Source organism: Syntrophales bacterium, assembly GCA_023229765.1.
Taxonomy (GTDB): Bacteria; Desulfobacterota; Syntrophia; order Syntrophales; family UBA5619; genus DYTH01.
Genome location: JALNYO010000005.1, coordinates 38,843 through 62,123, shown reverse-complemented (window position 1 = coordinate 62,123; position 23,281 = coordinate 38,843). Strand labels below are relative to the sequence as shown.

The window sequence follows — 23,281 nt, the reverse complement described above, 5'->3', positions numbered from 1 at the left end:
TACTTCCTGCTATACGTAACAAAACGTCGTTCTTGAAAAAATGCTTGATTTCGACCAGAAATAGAGCCTACTGTTCTTTCCAAAAGGTGAGTGCGGTGATTTGCGAACAGCTTCCTGAAAGTGTTGACGGGCTTGATTAAACTGAACTGCAAGACTTCGAATAAGCGTCATTCTGCAGCGGAGTTGCAGAATGACGCTTATTCGAAAGATGCAGATGCTGTTTCCCGGAAAATCTTGACAAATCCGGAAAATATGTGAGATTGATATCTAAATTCCAGATAACCTTTACCGTCAGTACCATTTACCCTATGAGGTTGCATATGGTGGCATTGATCATAGGCCCCGTGTCTCCAGAGAGAATGGGGTATTTTATTGCTTTTCTTTTACACCAGGTTGTGGGTTTGTGATTGAAGTCGTTAAATCGTTTGAATTAACGAAGTTGCATGGTATCCATTCGATCATCCGGTTCGTTTTAAGGAGGAGAAATGATGGCAAGGGGAAAATCCGGTAAAGCTTTTAAAATCATACTGATCGTTCTGTTTGTGCTGATCGTCCTTATCTGTGGCGGCGGCTATGCATACTATTTCTCAATCACCAGAAGTCCTCTGCCGCAAGTGGACAGCGAATTGAAAGCGCAGGGGCTGAAGGAGCGCGTGGAAGTGATCCGCGATTCTTACGGGATACCGCACATCTACGCCAAGAACATAATCGATCTGTTCTTCGCGCAAGGTTACATTCAGGCCCAGGACCGCTGGTGGCAGATGGAGTTCTTCCGAAAGACCTGCGGCGGCCGCATCGAAGAACTGACCGGCAAGAAGGCCGCCCTAGTCAAATCGGATATCTACCTGCGCTCACTGGGCCTTTACAGGGTAGCCGAACAAGAGTACAGCAGCTACGCGCCCGACCAGCGCGCCATACTGGAAGCCTTCGCCAAAGGGGTCAATGCCTATATTTCCGACCGCAGGCCCCGGCAGCTTTCGGTTAACTACTCCATACTCGGGCTGACCGGCGTTACGTTCAAGGTGGAGCCTTGGACGCCCCTTGATTCGCTGGTCTTCTCCAAGCTTATGGCCTGGGATCTCGGCCTCTCCCGCGACCTGGAACTCGTCCGCAGCAAACTCTACGATCGGCTCGGCGCGGAAATGTCGGAGCAGTGGCTAGTTCCGGCTTGGCCGCTCGGCAGGAAATCCACCATTTTGTCGGACGAAGACATCAAAAAAACTTTCACAACCAGTTTGAATACAGACAAACATGGCGCAAACCATGTGGTATACGCAGGCAACCAGAGCAAAGACGACTCTTCAACCGATCGGAGATTGGTTCGTCACGCCCCCCTCTCTGTAACATCAAATATGGTCGAACCGGCAGCCGACCTTTCGCTGATCAGGGGACAGACGGAGGGAACCGGCAGCAACAGTTGGGTGACCACCGGCGGCTTGACGCAGGGTGGCAAGCCGCTGTTGGCCAATGATCCCCATCTGGGCATCCAGCAGCCCTCCATCTGGTATCAGATTGCGCTGCATTGTCCGGACGACGGCTCGGGCCGGCCCTTTGACGTCACTGGCTTCTCCTTTGCCTCCAGCCCCGGCGTGGTGGTCGGGCACAACAATGATATCGCATGGGGAACCACAAACGTCTATCCCGATGTGAATGATCAGTACCAGATCAAGGTTAACCCGGCCAATCCGCTCCAATACGAGTGGAACGGCCAGTGGCGCGATATGGCCGTCCGCGATGAAACCATCTCCTTCGGCAACGGCAAACCATCTATCGCCCTCAAGATCAGACAGACTCACCTGGGACCCATCATCAACGACCATCCCTACGATCCAAAAAGTGGCGAGGTGTCGGGCTACAACAACAAAGACCCGTTGGCCCTGCGCTGGACGGCGCTGGAGCCGGGGACTATCGCCTTGGCCGTCATCGGCCTGAACAAGGCAAAGAACTGGAACGATTTCCGCGCTGCGCTCCAATACTGGGATACCCCCTCGCAGAGTGTGATCTATGCCGATCGACAGGGCAACATCGGCTACCAGATGCCGGGCAGAATACCCGTCCGCGTCAAAAACCATACCGGCCAACTGCCTACACCGGGCTGGACCGACGCATACGAGTGGAAGGGCTACATACCCTACGATCTGATGCCGCGTCTCTACAACCCGGCACGTAATTACATCGTGGCCGCCAACCAGGAGGTTGCCCCGCCGGATTATTTCGCTAAACTGGACAAGAAGCTCGGGCCGAACGTCAATGCCCACTTCGGCAGCAAGTTCAACAAATGGGTCTATGGTTATCGCAGCCAGCGGATTGATGAGTTGGTGAAGCAGTTCGCGCCGCATACGGTAGCCACTTACCAAACCATTCAGGGAGATAGCAAGAGCATCCCGGCCGATGAGATACTGCCGGCTCTCGCCAATCTCAAGTTCGGCGACCCTGCTCTGTCGGATGCGCGCGACTGGTTGCTTAAGTGGGACCGCTTCAGTGGTGAAGATAGCCCCCATGCGGCGCTCTTCAACGGGTTTATCATGCGTCTAATGAAAAACACCTTCCAGCCCAAACTGGAGGGCATCACCAAATCCGACGGCGTGGACAAGGAACTGTGGGCAGTCACCCTGCTGATGCAGAAACCGCATGACCCCTGGTGGGATGACCCAACCACCAAAGACAAGAGGGAGACCCGTGACGAGGTTCTGGTCCGCTCTTTCCAGGAGGGTTACGCCGCAACAGTAGACTCACTAGGCAAGGATCGCAGCCAGTGGAAGTGGGGGGCGCTGCACAAGGCAACCTTCGTAAGCAATCCGCTCGGTGCAAGTGGTATCGGACCGATCGAGTCTCTGGTCAACCGGGGTCCGGTACCCACCGGCGGCAGCACCGAGTGCGTTAACAACAACATGTGGTACGCCAGTAACGCTAACTTCAGCGCGCGCCTGATCCCTTCCATGCGTATGATCGTTGACCTAGGCGATTTCAATAAGAGTGTAGCCGTCAATTCCACGGGCAACAGCGGCCATCCGGGCAGCCCTGGCTATGACAACCAGATCCTTTCCTGGGCAAGGGTTCAGTATCTCCCAATGCTCTGGAGCAGGCCGCAAGTGGAAGCGGGTGCGAAACACAAGCTCTTCCTGAACCCGTAAATAACAGCCGGGCCAGCGCCGGCAGCGTTTCGGCGGGATCCGCGATTATCCTCCAAATCGCCATGCCGGCAACATGTCCGCCGGCCTGCCTTCCGACGATACTCAACTGGCCTTCAGGACGTTGGAGCGGATAAGAATCTCTAGCGGAGGTTGATAATCTAAGGTTCAAATACTACTGTTCAGTTTGGCTTATCAGGCCGGATCATTGAATACGGAATGGAAGTGTGACTGATTGGCCATTCCCCAAATAACCCTTGACGAAAGAGGATTTATTTGATTATTCTTAATTGTATAAATATACGATCCTTATAACTTTATATGATCCAGCAGGAGGCTTTTTTAACGTCGTCGAGAAAGGAAGCCATGAAAAGGATTTCACAAAGACCCCGTGTCTCAACCAATAGAGAACGGGGTTTCTTTTTTTCGTAACAGCTGTGATGTAGGTAATCTTGATTATTGTCGGGAAAACAGAAAATTGTGAATGCAAAGACGTGATAAAATGACACACGTACCTGACACGAGCTCCGATACCGAGAAGACAAGCCAATCGACCGGCGTAACGCCCGGTCGCATTGATGCTACACGCGTAAAGGCTCAGATGCGCCGCTGGCAAGATCGGGTGCTTGATCTCACCAAATCCAATCCCCTAATCGGTCTCAACCGATCTCGCGTTGCAAAATTTTCGGTGATCGAACCTGACGCTAATGCAATTTTCTCAACGTTCGTGATTGAAGGAAAGCAGCTACGGATGCCTCTCGTCCGTAAGCATAAGAACCATCCTGAACAGCCATTACTCATCCCACCTGATGAAGAGACTGAGCTTATCATCGAGTCCGGAGATATTACCCTCGACGCGAAACCAATCGACCTCATGCGCAGACTCCGTCGCATCCACAACAATGCGCGCACCACATTAGAGGAACGTGGCGTTACGACTCTGTACCTGACGTTTGGCGCACTCCAGTGGAAGGACGATCTTTTGGGCGAATCGGTGAGCCCTCTCTGGATGGTGCCTTGCGAATTCGAAAGTAAGGGACCGGACGCGCCCCTCCGTCTCTGCTTAGCAGATGAAGATGCCCAAATGAATCCCGCGCTTGAGTACTATCTCCGGGAACGACATAAAATTGAACTACCTGAACTGCCTGATGAACCGGACCATCAGTCTCTGGTGAAACTTCTTCAGCGTATCCGTCGTACTGTTCGGGAACAAGCCTGGAAAGTTATCGAGGAGGTTTGGCTCAGCACCTTCTCCTTTGAGTCCCTGGTCATTTATCGCGACCTTCAGGCCCTTGTAGGCGTAGCCACCACCCATCCAGTCGTTGGTGCACTTTCACGAGCAACAAAATCGACGGGCATATCTGAAGCACTCCCCCATGAACTTGATACACTGCCGACACCCACAACTGTCCCAATTCCAGTACTGCCTACCGATTCGAGTCAGCTTGAAGCACTCACCTTGTCGTCTCTAGGACATCACGTAGTCGTCCACGGACCCCCAGGAACGGGGAAAAGCCAAACGATTGCAAATCTTATCTCCAATGCACTGCAAAAAAATAAAAAAGTTTTATTCGTGAGTGCAAAAATGGCCGCACTCAATGTTGTCTATGAAAGGATCAAGGAATTGGGTTTGCAGCGCTTTTGTCTGGAAGCACACAGTACAAAAGCAGGCAAGCAGAAGGTCATCGATGAACTCCGACGCACATTGGAAGCAGAGCCGAGCAGCGACGGCGATGCGTTGGATCGAGAACTCAGTGCGCTTTTGAAAATCCGTGATGAACTCAACACCTACGCCAGGGAACTCCATGCCCCTCTTCAGCCTTTGGGGCTCTCAGTCTATCGAGCGAATGCACAACTCACCCATCTTGAAAACGTTCCTGATGTCCGCGGCGTTTTACCCTGGCCTAATCCCCTCGACGCACCCCAGACTGATTTTGAACAATGTCTCCACGCTCTCGAGGAGGTTGCCGCAAACTCAACCGTCTTTGACCAGAGGACAACCCATAACTGGAATGGGTTTTCTCCCAGTCAATTTGGGCTGGTTGAACAGGAGAGTCTCGAAGCGTCTCTTCGAGAGGTTGCCGGTCTTTACCAGAAAATCAGCCCGCCGGCTGAACAGCTTGAAAATCTCATTCCTGGTGCCAGATCTTTGTCTATCAGCAAATGGAATCTTTTCAAGCCTGCACTCACGGCTGTAGCTGAAACTAAACAACTACCCCAAAATTGGTGGCAGTTTAATGAAAACAAGCTCACGAAACTGGAAAAAATCTTTGCGACTGCGGCCGAACAAAGAAGGGAACTGGATGAACTTTTATCGGAAATTCGCCGAGCGATTGACAGACCACTAAACGATGTAGCAACCCTCCTGGCTCCTATCTGCGATCGATATGGGACGTGGCATGCGTACTTCAAGCCATCGCATTGGAGATGGAGGAATCTGGTAAAAACGTCTCTCTGCGAAGGCATACAGTTCAAACGAAAATGGATTAAGTCTCTTTACGAGAAGTGCCATCGCGCCTCTGAGATACAGCTTTGGTTTGACGATCAGCGTGCAGCCATCGATTCACAACTCGAGACATCCGTTGCGTCGAGTCCGGCAATTTTTCAAGAACTCTCCCGTTCTTTCACAGTTGCGGGGTTATGCAAACGAGCGCTAACCGCAGCAGGCAAAGATGCTGTACCAATATCATCACTGAGTGCCGATCTACGAAGCGCAGCCGAAAAAATGCTACTCTTGATTTCCCCTTTTGCAGACACGCTACCGACATGGATGCAACGACTTGATAATGACTGGCCGCATGGTTTCATCCAAGGCGAAATTGCCAGCGATGCCCCAATGCCTGAGGCTGCCAACCGCGCCACCGCTCTTCTAGCGTCCATGAAGCAGGTGCGGGAGTGGGTACTGCTTGATCGCGCGATGAAACGCTGTGCGGCATGCGGTTTATCGACTTTCCTGGATAGTTTCGGGACGGTAAGCGCAACCGATGCACACCGTATCTTCAAGCGTCGATTCCTCAATCTATGGATAAGCGGCGCGATGGATCGCAGCAGTACGCTCGCAGGATTCACGGAGGCCAAAGGGCGTAATCTCATCAACAAGTACCGAGCGCTCGACGAAAGCGTCCGCCGGCTTGCGATAGCGCAAGTACAAGCGACCGCGTCATCTGCCTCGTCGCGAGTCCGCGCCGCGGAAAGCATTCCCGAAAGTGCCAGCGAAATCGGCATCCTTCGCCGTGAGTTGCAGAAAAGGAAACGGATCAAACCACTGAGGAAACTCTTTGCCGAAATCCCCCATGTACTGCAAACATTGAAGCCATGCCTTCTGATGAGTCCTATTTCCGTATCGACCTACTTGAAACCAGATGTGTTCCACTTTGATCTCGTCGTCTTTGACGAGGCATCCCAATTGCCGACAGCCGAAGCCATTCCCTCTATTTTACGGGCAACACAAGTTGTTGTGGCTGGCGATCCCAACCAACTGCCGCCGACGTCTTTTTTCGAGTCATCGCTTGTACCAGAAGAGGAAGAAGACGATGAAGACTTGGATGGAGGGCAAGCGCCATTGGAGTCACTGCTAGACGATTGCATAGCAGTTGTGCCGGTATTCCATGAGTCCTACCTGCGATGGCATTATCGGAGCCGAGACGAAAGGCTCATCAAGTTTTCGAATCACTTTTTCTATGACAATAAGCTCATCACATTTCCGTCTGCAAATACGAAAGCAGAGGGTCAAGGTGTTCGCTTCAAATATGTTCCAGAAGGTGTCTATGACCGCGGGCGAAGTCGAATGAATCGAATTGAGTCTAGAATTGTTGCCCATCTGGCTCTGGAACATTTTGAACGCTATCCGGAACGGTCGCTCGGAATCGTATCCCTTAACCTCAGCCAAAAAGAGGCTATTGAGGATGCGATCGCTGAAGCATTACTATCGCGACCAGATCTTGACACATTCTTCGATAAAAGCCGTCCCGAAGGAGTATTTGTCAAATCATTGGAAAATGTCCAGGGCGATGAACGGGATACTATGATTATTAGTGTCGGGTATGGGCGGGATCATGCCGGTGGACTCAGTATGAATTTCGGGCCTATTAATACTGATGGCGGGTGGCGTCGATTGAACGTTCTCATTACACGCTCCAAGTGGGAGTGTATTCTGGTGTCCAGCTTGCGATCGCAGGATCTCAGCGGTGTCAATCCAAACAACCGGGGTGCGACATCCCTGCGGAGTTTCCTTGAATACGCGGAACGAAGTGGTGAATTGCTTCAGGAACCTGTTTTCCAAACGAATGCCGAAACAAACGAGTTCGAAGAATCCGTACGCGCAGCCATTCTCGATAGAGGCTTCAAGGTGGACATGCAGGTGGGTGCGAGTCGTTATCGTATAGACTTGGCTGTGCGTGATCAGCGAGATGAACGGCGTTATCTCCTCGGTATTGAGTGTGATGGCGTCACCTATCATAGTTCAAGGACAGCCCGGGACCGCGATTTACTCCGTCAGTTGGTTCTCCAACGCATGGGTTGGAGAATTCATCGTGTTTGGTCAGTTGAGTGGTTTCATGATCGCGAACAGGCTATTGCCGGTATACTGAGGAGTATTGAACAGGCTCAGCAAGCACCGGTTGACCATCCAGTGTACGCACCGCCACCCGATCCTAATCCGCTACCCATGCCAAAACCTCAGCAGTGTAGCAAGGCTACTCATGAAAAAAAAGTCGCACGCTTGTATCAACCTGGCGTCCCCTATTCGCTTTTTAATCCGTCGAAGAAATTGAATCGAGATTCTCTTCTCAAGGAATCGTACTGTGGTGAGCTCTCGAATACAATTAGTGATCTTGTTAAGATCGAAGGTCCAATCCATCATGATTATCTGGTGGATCGATTAAAGGAAATTCATGGTGTTGCAAGGGCCGGCACGAATGTCCTTTCGAACATCAACAGAGCACTCCGCACTGCTCAGACCAAACGGGCCATTACACACAATGCTAAATCTCCTTTTTATTACTCACCCGACAAACAAATAAAAACATTCCGTGTAACGACGGAAATGGTAAAGAGATCCATTGAACACATACCACCAGATGAACTCTCGTTTGCTGTGCTGTACCTTGTAGAAGACCAGTTTGGAATCGTCGAGGAATATCTCCCGACGGCAATTGCCAGACTCTTCGGCATCGAACGTCTCGGCAGCGAAAATGCCGATCTTATCCGTCACGTGATCGAAGGACTTGTGTCTAAAGGATCGCTTCGCCGTAACGGTATGCAGGTGCATCTTGGGTAACTCATATTTGACGAGCCCGTAAAAGTCAAATTTGGGCCATATATTAAGTTAAAGTTTTGAAAAGGCTATCATAGATGGAACCATAAAGAGGTCCATGACATGAAGATATTCTACGCTTACCCCGCGGCCATAGTGGACGTCAAGCATGTGATCCACAAGACTAAAGACGGCCTCTCCACGGTTCGCCCTGATATAGAACTCCACCTTTGGGAAGAGAACGACATCTCGGGCAGGCCACTGACCGATCCAATCTTTGAGGGCATTGCTGAATCAGACATCTTTGTTGCAGATGTCACTTCGATGAACTTTAACGTCACGTTCGAGATAGGTTACGCGATCGGACTCGGGAAAAGGGTCTATCTCACGCGTGACGGAAATATTACGAGGGATCGCGCTCTTGCGGATAAGATCGGCATCTTCGATACGCTTGGATTTGAGATCTACATTAACGAGCAAGACCTCTCAGGACTTTTCAATACCTTTCTTTCGGACGGCGGAATTCCACTTCGTAAGGCTATTAATTTTAAATCCCCGGTATATGTCCTGCAGACTCCCCAATCCAACTCGGCAATGATTGCGATCACCGCTAGGATAAAGAAGGCGAGGTTGGGGTTTAAGGGATATATGCCTACTGATGAATCCCGATTGTCCGCTGTCAAAGCAGTCGACGATGTTTCATCCTGTCTCGGCACTGTAATACCGCTTCTTGCGATCGAATTCGGTGATGCAGAGGTCCATAACATCCGTGCAGCCTTCGTTGCCGGCCTTTCAGTCGGCATGGGTAAGATAACTCTTATCCTCCAACCCGGCGGCGGGCCGGCTCCACTGGACGTTCGTGACTTGGTGAAGACGTTCTACGAACCTGATGATATTGCCGATTCGATTGCAGAATTTGCACTGGAAATCACTGAGCGTTTCCAGGCCGACAACCCTCTACCACTCCCTAAAGGCAACTTTCTCGCCGAGCTCTCAATCGGCGACTCGGTCGCCGAAAACGAATTCCAGACTCTTAGCGAGTATTACCTCAGGACGGACCAATATAAACGGGCAACCCGTGGAGAAGTTAACATGATTGTTGGACGGAAAGGTACCGGGAAAACAGCGCTCTTTTCGCAGCTTCGAAACGAAAAGCGTGCTAATGTCGGCAATATTGTCGTCGACTTGAAGCCAGAGGGGTATCAGCTAATCCGATTGAAGGAAGATGTCCTCGACTATCTTGCTGAGGGCGCTAGGACACATTTAATCACGGCACTTTTCGAATACATCTTTTATTTAGAAATCTGTTACAAACTGTTAGAAAAGGATCGCGATAAACACAAGCGTGATGCACGCCTCTACCAACCATATCGCAAATTGATGGACGTGTACGAGACTGGGTCCGCAGGTGAAGGTGATTTCTCGGAACGCCTTCAGGGCCTTTCCCAAAAATTAATTAAGGATTTCAAAGTCCGCTTCGGCACGGAAGGCAACCAGCGACTGACCGCCAATGAGGTTACTGAACTCGTTCACAAGCGAAACATCCGGGATATCCGCGAAACTCTATCGTCCTATCTACAATTCAAAGACAGCGTGTGGGTCCTCTTTGACAACCTCGATAAAGGGTGGTCACCGCACGGCCTGACAACTGGCGATGTCATGATATTACGATGTCTTATTGATGCTGCACGCAAGATCCAGCGTGAGTTACAACGCGATGGTCACGACTTCCATTGCGTTGTCTTTGTACGGAACGATGTCTACCAGCTCCTTGTGGAGGCATCAGCGGACTACGGCAAGGAGAGCCGAACCGTTCTCGACTGGACTGACCCAGACCTGTTGCGAGAGATGCTGCGACGACGGCTTGTCCACAACTCACTGCCAGTGGATACTCCGTTTGCACGGGTCTGGTCGCAGATCTGCATTTCCCACTATCATGGCGAGGAGACCTCGCAGTACCTGATTGATCGGTCCCTCATGCGCCCTCGAAATCTAATAAAACTCATAGCCCATTGTCGTGGATTCGCCGTTGGAATGGAACGCGCAAAGATCGAAGCAGTGGATTTGGAGAAGGGTCTTCGCGCATACTCCATCGATTTAATAACCGAAGCAGATCAAGAGCTGACCGACATCCTCGGCACTGACACTGAACTCATCTATTACTTCATTGGAGAGGGACAGGAATTTAACCAAGACAGAATTGTGAGCATTCTCAATAGTGCACATGTCCCCTGTGAAAAGTTCGAACAGGTTATACAGTTCATGTTATACTATAGCTTTCTGGGGATAAAAACAGATGGCGAGAATCCTCGGTATATCTTTGACGTAGGTTACGATTTAAAACTCTTAAATGTTCTTGCGAAGAAAACAAAAAATCTGTTGTATGTTCTAAATCCTGCATTTTACCCTGCCCTCAACCTCTGATGGCGTATTAAGGCCCTGGTATCCATCACCAGGGATGCCTGCCTGCAAAAAGCTGGCCTGGTTCCACACCTCTATTTACCTTCATCATGGCTGAGAATTACCAATTGAAGACTGCTACGCAAATCCTGTTTGTCCAGTCATTGACTTCAATAAATAATCGTTAGATGGGAACGATTTCCAGTTTCATTGACTCGTGAAAGAAATAAAAGTACGGATCAACCGGATGAACCATTTTTTCGATCTGACTGGAAACGAGTGCCCACTCCGCTGCGGCAGCTTTAATTTCTGGGATGTCGAGATTGGACGGCTTTGGGGTCAAACTGCGCCTCCTGTAGCGTCCTGGTTGGTTAAACGGAGAAACCGGCCAGGATATCCGGCTTGTCAGGTGGCCTCCCTATCTCCGCTATTCTTCCTACAAAAAAACCTTGTAGCTGATGTTCAGGGCTTTTCCCAGGCGCTTCGCCATTTCCTTACCGATTGGACGCTTGCCGTTTTCCATCATGGAGATATGCCGCTGAGGGATTCCGATCATATCTGCCAACTTTTTTTGGGTAAGCCCTTCTTTATACCTCGATCCTCGCAGACAGACCCCCGGAAGGTCCTCATCGGAATATTCGGAAAACAGTTCTCGCCAGGATACATATTCTTCGGAAGAATCGACAAAGCCCAGGGGTTTCAGACGTTCAACGGCCTGCTCTCTTTTTTCAGGGGGTCCGATGAAACGAATTTCAATGCTTTTGGTAGGGTGACTTTTCGTGAGTCCCGGCATATAACACCTCAATCAATTTAACTTTCTTGTCTATGTGCCTTCGCCGCATCCTTCAGCCAGTTCTCATATGAATATTCAGGAAGCGGGGAATAACGCTCTCAATTCTGCAAGAATGCTGAACTGGACATCCAAAGCAGGGATATCCGCGTGCATATTTTCCAAGTGCGAAATTTCCTTGCCCATCATTTTAACAAGCTGTTTCAACCCGGGAAACATATCTGCCGGAGGATACTGTGAACGTTCGAGATGATGAACAAGTTTCAGGGTTTTCAGGCCGTCAAACCAGACATGGAATTGCCGAAGCAGGTGCTCCGAATCCGCGCAGTTCTTGCGCATGCTCTCCCAATTGCCAGGGAAGCTGGCGATCGTGAGATATTCATGCAGGAGGGGATGAATGTTTTTTGCCGCCTTCATGATTGCCTCGGCGTTTCTATCCGGGTCAGACTTTATTTCTGCCAGCCATTGGCGGATAAATACAAATATATCAGGATTGTGGATAAGATGCTCCACTCTGCCTTCTTCGAGAAAATAGAGCATCTTCCGTCCGGTTCCAAACGCCACCCGGCGGGAAGGACGCGCCGAAGGGTGGACTCTTGTGCCCTCTACCAGGCCAATCCTGCCCAGTTTGGCAAGTTTGTCGAGAAAATGAAAATCCTCCGCGACTGCCCTTCTGTTCATCCCCCTCACGGCAATGTAGGAATCCGCCGTGCAGGAGATCGTCGAGCCAATCGCCGGAAAGGCGTAAGGGGAGGCGGCAAACGAAAGTCCGATCACGTAGGCGCGCAGAAATATCTCGTAGCGGCAAATGGCGGAAAGCAGATTGATATTTTCAGGTTTCTGGTGTGCATAACCAACCGTCGCCGCCGGGCAATTATTCTTCTGGAAAAAAGAAGCAATTGCCGAGAGATAGTTCTCTTCCACAAATGTATCGGCATCCAGGCAGGAGATGATCCCTGATCCCCGCGACTGAGCAGTTAGAATCATCAACGCGGCATCCATGCCAATCTTTCTCGCGGCGCCGACCCCGCCGTCGCTCTCCGGAATCTCCATCCCCGGAGAGGAGGCGTCGATTGCCGCCAGCCGCAGTTCGCTCTTCACAATAACATCACAATCATCTTTAATGTTCATATTAGAAGATACTGAAACACTTTCCTTTTTTACCAAGCATCGAAGAATGGCGAGCGTTTCCTGATTATCGGCGACTGCCTTGCTGCCGGCAAGAGAGGGACGGTGATTGTTGACGACGCAGATCACCACTGTACTGCCGAGATCGGCCGAGGGATTTTTCGCAAGGGAGGCAAGCGTTTGAAAAAGCGAATCCCGCTCTTCCAGCACCGGGATCACAACGGCGTTTTCCATCCCTTCTTGTGTTTGGGCAAAGATATGCCTGTCCCTGAGGATTGAGTATTTTTGCAGATATTTGTCCGCTTTTGAGAGTTTAATCATCGCCCTCGTTCATCATCAAGGAAAGCGCCGCCTCTACATCGGGGCGATTGAGCCAGTTAATGCGAACGCCGTTTTTTTCCATTTTCCGGAACCATGTTTCCTGTCTCTTGGCGAACTGGTGAATTCTGGTATTGAGAAGGGCTGTCATATCAGAAAGACAGATTTCTCCCCGCAAATAAAGAGCGACGTAGCGATATTCCAGCCCGAGGGCAGCGAGGCGTTCCCATCCGACGCCGTTTGCATGAAGGCGGCGCACCTCTTCGATCATTCCCGCATCGAGACGTTCCCTGAGACGGACAGTTATTTGCCGGCGCAGTTCCTCCCTTTGGGGATGAATGCCGATCACAAAGGGTGACAGGTGGGCAAAATCCGAATGCCGTCCCGCTTCCCCATGCTGAAAAAGTGCGATTTCAATAGCCCTTAACGCCCTTTCTCTCTCAAGAAGATCCGTTTTGTTATGTAAATGGGGATTGAGCAACTCCAGGCGCGCGCGCAGTGAATCCATGTCCTCATGAAGCAGTGTTTCGCGCATCTGCTTATTGTCAGGCACCTCTTCCATCTGGTATCCGCGCAATATTGAATCCAGATACAGCCCCGTGCCGCCGGCCATGAGCGGAAAGGCGCCGCGCCGGGAGATTTCCTGAAAAACTCCGGCGAATTGCTTCTGAAAGGCAAAGACACTGAACTCCTCATCCGGGTCGATGATATCCAGCAGATGAACCGGAACCACACCCCCCTCACCCGTATAGTCGGCAAGGTCCTTTCCCGTTCCTATATCCAGTCCGCGATAAACCTGCCGGGAATCAGCGGAAATAATTTCTCCCCCGATGACTCTTGCCAGGCCCACGGCGAGCTTAGTCTTGCCCGAGGCGGTTGGCCCCAATACGACAAGCAGATTATGCCTATCCCTGAATTTATTGAGATTTGCCTCAGAAAAGACCACTTGACGCACCTAAAAAAAATCCCGACCGCATAACACGGCCGGGATGTAAACTGTTAAATAATTGCCTTATAACGGTTTCACGTTTACCGCGGCAGGGCCTTTTTTACCCTGCTCAATGTCGAAGCTGATTCTCTGCCCTTCATAAAGGGTTTTAAACCCGTCGCCTGTTATAGCGCTGAAATGCACAAAAACATCCCCGCCCTCGTCATTTTCGATAAAGCCAAACCCCTTCTTTTCGTTGAACCACTTCACTTTTCCTTCTGCCAATTTTTGTTCCCCCTTTCAAAAAGATTAGCTACGTTGTTTTTCATACCCCCAAAAAAGCAAAAAACCACCTTCATTCAGAAATTATCTCTGAATTGGCGGCGGCCTGATTTTCTGCCTAACACATTCTGGAAGATATGAGTTCCCAACTTTTACCTGTTCCCACCACTTAATTTAAAGTACATCCTTTGTGAATATGTACTCTGGGCGGTGATCGGTGCTAACATCGTTTTTTTGCAAATGCAAGCTTTTTTTTATCGGTTTTATGGCACGCCGCCCGATGTTCTGGGCCACACTCTTCCAGAATTGGCGACTGCTTCGCACAAATATCTTCCCGGCAGGGGCAGCGGGGAAAGAATGAGCAGCCGTTCGAATAAATATGTGTAGAGTCAAAATCAGCAGTTGCTGCGCTTTTTTTTATATTTTTTGCCGGGTCTATTTCCGGCACGGCGGAAATAAGGGCCTGTGTATAAGGATGAACCGGCGCTTCGCAGACCTGCGCCGTTGCTCCCAGTTCGACAATTTTACCAAGATACATGACGGCAATCCGGTCGCTCATATGCTGAACTACCCCAAAATCGTGGGTAATAAACAGATAGGTAAGCTCTAAGTCATTCTGAAGGCTTTTAAGGAGATTGAGTATCTGCGCCTGGACGGACAAATCAAGGGATGAAACCGGTTCATCGGCTATAATCAATCGCGGCCGGAGAATAAGCGCGCGGGCAATCCCGATTCTTTGCCTCTGTCCGCCGCTGAACTCATGTGGATACCTCTTCAATTGCTCCTCATTGAGACCAACAAGCTGCGCCATTTCCCTGAGCTTCCTTCCCCCCTCTCCCTTCGCCGAAAGATTGTGAATTTTCAGCGGCTCCTCAATGATGTCTCCCGCTGTTCGACGCGGATTTAACGAGGAATAGGGATCCTGGAAGATCATCTGCACGCTGCGGCGGTATTCCTTCAGCCTTGCCCCTTTTAATTTAAAGATGTCCTCATTGTCGAATAATATTGAACCCTCTGTCGGCTCATCCAGACGGACGATCAGGCGGGCCAGTGTCGATTTTCCGCATCCGGACTCCCCGACCAGCCCCAGAGTTTCTGCCCGTTTTACCTGAAGAGTGACGCCATCAACCGCGCGCACGATGTTATCGTTCCCCTGAAAAAATCCGCTGCGGGCGCCGAAACTCTTTTTTAATTCAATTATTTCGAGAAGTTTCTGATTCATCAGTTTTTGCTAATGCCTCCAGCATCGGCACGAACGCCCGGGGGCAACTTCCTTAAGCAGGGGTTCCTCTTCACGACAAATCGGCAGCGCCTCTGCGCAGCGTCCCTGGAAGCGACAACCGGACGGCAGGTCATAAAGGGGAGGAACCATCCCGGGAATCGCCTTAAGGAAGATGTCTCTGCCTAAAGCAGCCTTTCTGCCGGGAAGAGAATTTATCAGCCCGTTTGTGTAGGGGTGCAGCGGAGAAATTAACAGCTCCTTTGCCGGAGCGCTCTCCACTATGCGGCCAGCATACATGACAAAGGCAAAATCGGCCGCCTCGGAGACAACTCCCAAGTCATGGGTGATAAGCAGGACGGATGTCCCGGTTCGCTGCTGCAGGGAAAGAATAAGTTCGATTATCTGGGCCTGAATGGTGACGTCAAGCGCGGTCGTAGGTTCATCTGCCAGCATGACCCGGGGACTGCACGCCATCGCGATGGCAATCATCACCCGCTGTCTCATCCCTCCGCTCATCTGATGAGGGTAGTCACTCACCCTCTTTTCCGGGGAGGGAATCCCGACCAGCCGCAGCATATCGACACTGTTCATATGAGCTTCTCTTCTGCCCATTTCCTGGTGCAGTCGGAATACCTCGGCAATCTGCTCGCCGATCGGAAAAACCGGGTTCAGCGAGGTCATCGGTTCCTGAAAGATCATCGAAATATCGCGCCCCCTGACCTTTCTCATCTCGTCTTCAGAAAGGTCAAGAAGGTTGATGCCCTGCAAAAGAACCTCTCCGCCGGCAATTCGGCCCGGGGGTGACGGCAATAGCCTCAGGATGGAGAGGGCCAGAACCGTTTTCCCGCACCCTGACTCCCCAACTACCGCGACCGTCTGTCCGGCCCCGATTTTCAGGCTCACCTCGTCAACAGCCCTGACAATGCCCCGTTCGGTTTCAAAATGCGAGGAAAGCTCTCGTATTTCCAGAATTGTTTCGGCTTCGGTCATAGATTAAAAAAACAGCTACTGTTTTTCAGTGGTCATGTTTCTCAGCAATTGAACCAGCAGACGAACCCCGATGCCCGAGGCGCCCTTGGGAATGTACGGCTTGGCTTTTTCAAACCAGGAGGGGCCGGCGATATCGAGATGAACCCACTTACCGCCCCCGACAAACTTGCCTAAGAATGTGGCGGCGGTGATCGCGCCCCCCGTTCGGCCACCGGAGTTTTTATAATCAGCAACATCGCTCTTAATCATCTCGTCGTACTGCTCCCCGAGGGGCAATTCCCAAACCTTTTCTCCTGTTACAGCAGCGGCCTCCTTGATTAGGCCTTTAAGTTCAGCATCTGTTCCCATCATGCCGATGACTTCGTCTCCCAAGGCGACGATACAGGCCCCCGTAAGGGTAGCCAAATCAATGATCGCGGCTGGCTTGAAACGGCTGGCATAGGTAAGCGCATCAGCCAGAATAACCCTTCCCTCGGCATCGGTATTTACCACTTCTATCGTCTGTCCGGAAAGAGAGCGGAGGATATCCCCCGGTTTATAGGCTTTTCCGCCCGGCAGGTTCTCCGTAGCGGGAACTATCCCGATGAGATTAAGCGGCAGCGAAAGTTCCGAGGCAGCGCGAATGGTCGCAATTACCGCGGCGCCACCGGCCATGTCCGTCTTCATCCGATCCAGATTTTCCGAAGGCTTGATTGAAATTCCCCCGCTGTCAAAGGTAATCCCCTTGCCGACGAGGGCAAGCGGCAGCTCGGACTTCTTGCCGCCGCGGTATTCAGCAACAATCATCTTCGGCGGCTGGTGACTTCCACTGGCAACGCCAAGCAGGGCGTTCATCCCCAGTTTCCTCATTTTGGCCTCATTGAGCACGGAAAAACTGATGTTTTTTCCTTTCAGATTTTCCTGAGCCGCGTTGGCCAGATCGGTTGGAGTCATCTCGTTGCCAGGCGCAGAAACAAGATCGCGGGCAAAATTAACCGCATTGGCAATGATCTCTGCTCTCTTAACGGCGGCGCGTACGGTTTTTAAGTCTCCCTTATTTATAAAAATTTTAAAGGAAGCGATCTTCTGCTCGTCCTTACGGTCAACAGTTTTGAACGGCAGATACCGATAAAGGCCAAGGATAACGCCTTCGGTAACACCCTCGGCTGCGGCATCCGTTGGCATTCTTAAGTCGTCAAAAGCCAGCGCCGTTGAAAACTCGGTCACGTTTATGGATCGTATATGCTGCGCCGCTTTGGCAAAGGCCCCTCGCAGCCGTTCGAGTGAAAAGTCTGTCCTCTTGCCCAACCCGACGCTCACAATACGTTTTACCGAAACGTTGTCGTGCGTGTAGGCAACGGTTATTTCGTTGAATTTCCCTTTGAAATCCCCTAGGCCGATAATATCCTGAATCTCCCTTCCCAGGCTTTCGTCGAGAAAAGAAGTGGCGCCTGCGGGCAGCGATTCATCTTCAAAATACACAAAGACGGCGGCTTCGGTATTATGCGTGGCTAAACGGCCTTCGATAACCTGAATTTTCATATTTTCTCCTTCAATTTCTGTTAATTATAATATTGCATTACGAATTTACATCCATAAAATACTTCAAACTGCAAAGCTTGCTTACACCCGCACGGACCGATCAAAAAGCCCATGTTTCTCTTCCGGATAGGTTGGATTGTAAAGGAAAAAATGGCGAAGACGAAAATTTTCGATCGCACCTTGGGATTCTGGAGGCGGCACCCGGACTTGAACCGGGGAATAACGGTTTTGCAGACCGCTGCCTTACCACTTGGCTATGCCGCCGTTTAGACAAAAAAATGGAGCGGGCGAACGGGTTCGAACCGTCGACGTCCACCTTGGCAAGGTGGCACTCTACCGCTGAGTTACGCCCGCTCAGTGTTTGGGTGCGGCGGAATATATCAAATAAAATTTGTTTGTCAATAAAATAATCGCTCTGTCTATAATATTGTTTCAAAACCGCCTGCTCTTTGCTTTCCGCCTTCAGGCAGATCCCCAATGAATCCAACGCCAATTGGGAAACAATCACAAACATTCCCGGTTTTCAGCTTCTGTTTTTGAACACCGTTTCGTAAAACTTGAAAAAGTAATCCACCCCGGAAATTATTGAAAGGGCCAAAGCGATATAAAGAATAACCATTCCCACCACATGTGCATCAGCGCCAATAAAAGGATAATGGATTATCAGCGCGGAAATGGCAAAAATCTGGCAAAGTGTCTTTCGTTTTCCATGCTTGCTGGCCTGGATAAGCAAACCTTCGGCCGAGGCTACAGTCCTTATGCCGTCAATCGCAAAATCACGGATGATCATGACGGCTACTATCCAGGCCGGTATTCTGCCAACGGGAATCAGGAGGATCATTGCCGTATTAACGATTAACTTGTCGGCAATCGGATCAAGAAATTTTCCCATCGTCGTAACTATCTGAAACCTTCGCGCGATATAGCCGTCAAGCAGGTCGGTAAGCCCGGCGATGATAAACAACGCCGCGATAACCAGGCTCATGGCCGGGCCGGGGGAGAAAAGCAGGCCAAACAAAACCGGAATGACGCCGATGCGAAGCATGCTGATTGTATTGGGAAGATTATAGATGTCCCTTTGCCGCTCGGGGATGGGCAGTTTGTCGAACAGATTCTTCAGGTTGTCGATAGTCGAGTTATTTCCCACTTTTTCTGCCTTCTTCAGGTATGGATAACCTAATCGCGCTCATGGCTGCTTTTTTTCCTGAACATAAGTCTCAAGGCATTTTTGCGAACAAAAACAAACCGTTCTTCCCTCCACGTTCAGTTTCAAAGCAGAGCTTTCGGGGATATACGTGTGACAGACCGGATCCTCGACCAGGTCCTCTCCGCCAGAGGGCTTCTGTTCACGTTTGTATCCCCTGTTCCCCCTTGCTTGAGGCGAATCCTTCCTGAACAGCTTGTAGAAAAGATATATTGCAATAACAACAATTACTAATTTAAGCAACATCCAATCCTCATAATCATTTTTGCCGCAACTCCCTGCGCCTGCAGGATGAAGTGGTTTAGAGCGCCGCTATCTATAATTTGCCATATAATTCCACGCCTCCGCCTTCAGAAAGGCGATCAAGCAGTCCGCGCATGGAAACATTGAACAGCGGATGAACCGTGTAGGAGGCGATCTCGCAAAGCGGCTCTAAAACGAAACGCCTTTTATGCAGCTCCGGATGAGGAACCGTCAGCCCCTCCTCGTCAATAATCGCCTGACCATAGAGAAGGAGATCGAGGTCGATCACCCGCGGCCCCCAGCGCATCCCTTCTGTACGTCCCATGAGCTTTTCAATAGTTTTCAATATCTCAAACAGTTTACGGGAGGGAATCTCCGTTTTGAGCTCGGCTACGGCGTTGATGAACCACGCCTGCTCCTTTGGGCCAACCGGCTCGGTCCGGTAAAGAGACGATGTTCGTAAAGAGGTTATTCCCGGCATCGTCCCCAAGCGACGCACCGCTTCCCTGCATTGCTCTACCGGGGAACCAATATTCGCCCCTATGCCGATATAGGCAACAACCGCCACAGACGCGACAAAGCGCGCCCCTCCAATTTCATGAACATCAAGCCTCGCGTGCATCCTTTCAAGCAACCCTTTTCAATCCCAGGACATCCTGCATGTCATAGAGCCCATCGGGGCGCCCAACCACCCAAAGCGCCGCCCGAATCGCCCCGCGGGCGAAGTTGTCCCGGCTGTGGGCGCGGTGGATAAATTCCAGCCGCTCTCCCATGCCGCCGAAAATCACCGTATGCTCTCCGACAATATCCCCGGCGCGAACGGTCTGAATGCCAATCTCCTTGGGGGAACGTTCGCCGATAATGCCTTTACGACAATAGACGCCGGTTTCTTCGAGATTGCGCCCCAGGCTCTGGGCGATCACCTCCGCCATTTTTACCGCCGTGCCGCTGGGTGCGTCCTTTTTGAGATGGTGGTGCGCCTCAACGATCTCCACATCGTACTCATCGCCGAGAATCGCCGCGACATCGGAGAGGACCTTGAACATCACATTGACGCCAACGCTCATGTTCGGGGAAATGACGCATCTTGCAGCGCCAGCAATGTTTTTTGCCTCATCCATTTCTTTAACTGTGAAGCCTGTGCTGCCGATTACTATAGCTTTTTTTGAACTTGCGGCAATCCTCAGGTGTTGAAGAGATGATTCATGCGAGGTAAAGTCGATAACGACATCGCCATTTTCTATGCAAGCGGACAGGGAATCAACAATTTGTATCCCCGTCTTGCCGAGTCCCAAACCCTCTCCCACGTCCCTGCCGATTGCGGGATGGCCCTTCTGCTCCACCGCGCCGGCCAGCTCCATCTCCCTTGTCTCAGCAATAATGCTGATTATCCTTCCCCCCATCCGTCCGCCAGCGCCGGTAACAATGGCCTTTACCATAAAAAGTTCCTCCCTACTTCAATAACCCGTAGTCCTGCATTGCCTTTTTCAAGGCTAATTCATTTTTCTCCGCCATCCGGCATAACGGCAGGCGCAGCTCATAGTCGATCTTACCCATCATCGCCAGCGCCGCCTTTACCGGGGTGGGATTGGTCTCAATAAAAAGCGCGTCGATCAGCGGACTCATGCGCTGGTGAAGCTCACGGGCCTTCTTCAAATCACCGGCAAAAAAGGCATCCACAAGCCCAGCCATGTCAGCGGGAACTATATTCGAAATAACGGAAATTACCCCCTTGCCGCCGATGGCAAGCAGCGGCAGAGTGAAGGCGTCATCCCCGGAGATGACATCGAAATCAGGCCCGCACAAATTGATGATGTCGCTCATCTGTTTGATGGAACCGGCAGCTTCCTTTACCCCGACAATATTCGGGATATTCGCCAGGCGCGCCATCGTCTCCGGCAGCATGTTCGTGCCGGTTCTCCCCGGAATGTTGTAAATAATGAGGGGAATCGGGACCGCTTCGGCAACGGCCTTGTAGTGCAGGTAGAGACCCTCCTGGGTTGGGCGATTGTAATAAGGGCAAACAATCAGCGCCGCATCAGCCCCCGCCTGCCAGGCGTGTTTCGTCAGGCGGATTGCCTCCGCCGTGCTGTTCGAGCCGGTCCCGGCGATGACCGGAACGCGCTTTTTTACGGCATCGATCACAATCTCAATAACCCGGTCATGCTCCTCATGCGAAAGCGTTGTGGATTCCCCGGTTGTTCCGCAGGGGGCAATTCCGTCCGTCCCCCCGGCAATCTGCTCTTCGACCAGACGGCGCAAGGCCGCCTCGTCAACCTTTCCATTTTTGAACGGCGTTACAATAGCGACAATGGCGCCTGAAAACATAGTTCCCCCTCCAATTTTTATCTGAAGCCCCGACTCAAATTATTTTTAATGACAAGCCATTCCCTAATTTTTCAAAAAGTCTGGAATATGTTCGTTTCTAGTCAGGTCTTCGTTCTTTTCCCTCTCCCTGATGACATGCCAGCTCGCATCGCAAACCATTATTTCCGGCGCCCGCGGACGCGAATTGTAATTCGAGGCCATGGTGAATCCATAAGCCCCCGCACTCATAACGGCCAAAAGATCGCCTCGTTCCATTAACTTCACCCGACGTCCCTTAGCCAGGAAATCACCGGATTCGCAGATCGGGCCGACGATGTCAGCCGTAACCTCTTCCCGCGCGGTCAACTGGACGGGCTGCAGTTTGTGAAAGGACCCGTACAGGCTGGGGCGAATCAGGTCGTTCATGCCAGCGTCAACAATAAAGAATTTTTTTTCGTCATTTTCTTTCTTATAAAGGACCTTCGTAACAAGAATTCCTGCATTGCCGACAAGCACGCGACCCGGCTCAAAAATGAAGGTGCAGCCCAGATCGCCGGCCGCTTCGATAATTGCCCGGGCATATTCGGCCGGCAGCGGCGGTTTCTCCTGATCGTAAGAAATGCCCAGCCCTCCGCCCAGATCGAGATAATGAACCGCAACCCCCTCCGCCCGCAGAGTGCGGATTAGTGTCTTCAGGCGATCGATCGCATCTGTAAAGGGCAATATCTTCGTTATCTGTGAACCAATATGGCAGCTTACCCCTTTTATATCGATATGTTTCAACGCCGCCGCCTGCCGGTAAGCCAGAAGCGCGCTTTCGACGGCGATGCCGAATTTGTTTTCCTTTAAACCGGTGGAAATGTGCGGGTGGGTTTCCGCATTTACATCCGGATTGACGCGGATGCCGATCCCCGCGCGGAGACCAAGTTTGCCGGCGCGTTCGTTGATGACCTCCAATTCCTGGGGCGATTCAATATTGAACATCAGAATCCCCGTTTTGAGGGCAAAATCGATCTCGTCATCCCGTTTTCCCACCCCGGAATAGACGATCCGCGCGGGCTCGATGCCGGCCTGCAAAGCGCGGTACAGCTCCCCGCCGGAAACGATGTCCGCGCCGCCGCCCTGATTGGCAAAGCTCTTCAGAATCGCAATGTTGGAGTTGGCTTTGACGGCAAAACAGATGATATGGGGAATCCCGGCGAAGGCCTCGGTAAATGCCGTAAAATGGCGCTTCAACGTCCGGGCGCTGTAGAGGTAAAAAGGCGTTCCGATCTCCCGCGCGATTGCCGCAATGGAAACTTCCTCGCAATACAGTTCGTTATCCTTGTAATTGAAATAATTCATTGTTCCTCTAATCTGAAAATGCGTGCATAAATTGCTGATTTAAATTGCTAACCTTTTAGACGTCGTTCCGGACGCGACAAAGCGCGTACCTCCAATTTTATGAACATTAAGCAGTGAAGTGAACTGCCGCACACCGATCGCCGCCGGTAAGTAGCTGCTCGCTGATTTTGACGGCCGGGGATCCCCTTTCTTGCCGCATCCGTAAAAAGACAGGCTCAG

Annotated in this window: 17 protein-coding genes and 2 tRNA genes; 3 read left to right on the top strand and 16 right to left on the bottom strand. The window is 51.2% G+C overall.

Annotated features, from left to right (window positions below):
* Positions 1–485 precede the first annotated feature (485 nt).
* The 3 genes from M0P74_04455 (at position 486) to M0P74_04445 (ending at position 10,809) form a co-directional block, all read left to right on the top strand.
* On the top strand, positions 486–3,134 hold the full coding sequence (locus tag M0P74_04455) for a penicillin acylase family protein (protein ID MCK9362833.1): 2,649 nt from the start codon (positions 486–488) through the stop codon (positions 3,132–3,134).
* A gap of 499 nt (positions 3,135–3,633) precedes the next feature.
* Entirely contained in the window at positions 3,634–8,409 is a 4,776-nt protein-coding gene (locus tag M0P74_04450) for a DUF3320 domain-containing protein (GenBank protein MCK9362832.1), read from the top strand.
* A gap of 99 nt (positions 8,410–8,508) precedes the next feature.
* Positions 8,509–10,809 (top strand): hypothetical protein, encoded by a 2,301-nt coding sequence (locus tag M0P74_04445; GenBank protein ID MCK9362831.1) that lies wholly within the window; start codon positions 8,509–8,511, stop codon positions 10,807–10,809.
* Positions 10,810–10,969: 160 nt separating this feature from the next.
* Here the strand turns inward: M0P74_04445 and M0P74_04440 are convergent, their stop codons facing one another.
* The 16 genes from M0P74_04440 to lysA all read right to left on the bottom strand — a co-directional run bounded on the left by M0P74_04440 (position 10,970) and on the right by lysA (position 23,062).
* The gene (locus M0P74_04440) at positions 10,970–11,128 is read right to left on the bottom strand and encodes a hypothetical protein (GenBank protein ID MCK9362830.1); all 159 of its coding nucleotides are present in this window, start codon (positions 11,126–11,128) and stop codon (positions 10,970–10,972) included.
* Between the two features lie 93 nt (positions 11,129–11,221).
* A complete protein-coding gene (locus tag M0P74_04435; GenBank protein ID MCK9362829.1) occupies positions 11,222–11,578 on the bottom strand; it encodes a helix-turn-helix domain-containing protein in 357 nt (118 codons plus the stop codon).
* A 75-nt stretch (positions 11,579–11,653) separates the two neighbouring features.
* Positions 11,654–13,024, bottom strand: coding sequence for a hypothetical protein (locus tag M0P74_04430; protein MCK9362828.1), 1,371 nt, complete (start codon positions 13,022–13,024; stop codon positions 11,654–11,656).
* Positions 13,017–13,967, bottom strand: coding sequence for a tRNA (adenosine(37)-N6)-dimethylallyltransferase MiaA (gene miaA, locus M0P74_04425; protein ID MCK9362827.1), 951 nt, complete (start codon positions 13,965–13,967; stop codon positions 13,017–13,019). The genes M0P74_04430 and miaA overlap by 8 nt, the downstream gene beginning before the upstream one ends.
* A gap of 66 nt (positions 13,968–14,033) precedes the next feature.
* Positions 14,034–14,234 carry a cold-shock protein gene (locus tag M0P74_04420; GenBank protein ID MCK9362826.1) on the bottom strand — a complete coding sequence of 67 codons (201 nt, stop codon included), beginning with the start codon at positions 14,232–14,234 and terminating at the stop codon, positions 14,034–14,036.
* A 217-nt stretch (positions 14,235–14,451) separates the two neighbouring features.
* Complete coding sequence (locus M0P74_04415; protein MCK9362825.1) at positions 14,452–15,453, bottom strand: ATP-binding cassette domain-containing protein; 1,002 nt, start codon at positions 15,451–15,453, stop codon at positions 14,452–14,454.
* 9 nt (positions 15,454–15,462) lie between these two features.
* The gene (locus M0P74_04410) at positions 15,463–16,443 is read right to left on the bottom strand and encodes an ABC transporter ATP-binding protein (GenBank protein ID MCK9362824.1); all 981 of its coding nucleotides are present in this window, start codon (positions 16,441–16,443) and stop codon (positions 15,463–15,465) included.
* A gap of 15 nt (positions 16,444–16,458) precedes the next feature.
* The gene (locus M0P74_04405) at positions 16,459–17,964 is read right to left on the bottom strand and encodes a leucyl aminopeptidase (GenBank protein MCK9362823.1); all 1,506 of its coding nucleotides are present in this window, start codon (positions 17,962–17,964) and stop codon (positions 16,459–16,461) included.
* A gap of 189 nt (positions 17,965–18,153) precedes the next feature.
* A tRNA-Cys gene (locus M0P74_04400) sits at positions 18,154–18,228 on the bottom strand.
* Positions 18,229–18,243: 15 nt separating this feature from the next.
* A tRNA-Gly gene (locus M0P74_04395) sits at positions 18,244–18,318 on the bottom strand.
* A 169-nt stretch (positions 18,319–18,487) separates the two neighbouring features.
* Positions 18,488–19,111, bottom strand: coding sequence for a CDP-diacylglycerol--glycerol-3-phosphate 3-phosphatidyltransferase (gene pgsA, locus M0P74_04390; GenBank protein ID MCK9362822.1), 624 nt, complete (start codon positions 19,109–19,111; stop codon positions 18,488–18,490).
* 39 nt (positions 19,112–19,150) lie between these two features.
* Positions 19,151–19,414, bottom strand: a complete 264-nt coding sequence (locus tag M0P74_04385) for a YHS domain-containing protein (protein MCK9362821.1) — start codon at positions 19,412–19,414, stop codon at positions 19,151–19,153.
* A 70-nt stretch (positions 19,415–19,484) separates the two neighbouring features.
* Entirely contained in the window at positions 19,485–20,045 is a 561-nt protein-coding gene (gene folK / locus M0P74_04380) for a 2-amino-4-hydroxy-6-hydroxymethyldihydropteridine diphosphokinase (protein ID MCK9362820.1), read from the bottom strand.
* Positions 20,038–20,850, bottom strand: coding sequence for a 4-hydroxy-tetrahydrodipicolinate reductase (gene dapB, locus M0P74_04375; protein MCK9362819.1), 813 nt, complete (start codon positions 20,848–20,850; stop codon positions 20,038–20,040). Before dapB ends, folK begins: the two co-directional genes overlap by 8 nt.
* A gap of 13 nt (positions 20,851–20,863) precedes the next feature.
* Positions 20,864–21,739, bottom strand: coding sequence for a 4-hydroxy-tetrahydrodipicolinate synthase (dapA, locus tag M0P74_04370; GenBank protein MCK9362818.1), 876 nt, complete (start codon positions 21,737–21,739; stop codon positions 20,864–20,866).
* A 63-nt stretch (positions 21,740–21,802) separates the two neighbouring features.
* Positions 21,803–23,062, bottom strand: coding sequence for a diaminopimelate decarboxylase (gene lysA / locus M0P74_04365; GenBank protein MCK9362817.1), 1,260 nt, complete (start codon positions 23,060–23,062; stop codon positions 21,803–21,805).
* Between the last annotated feature and the right edge of the window lie 219 nt (positions 23,063–23,281).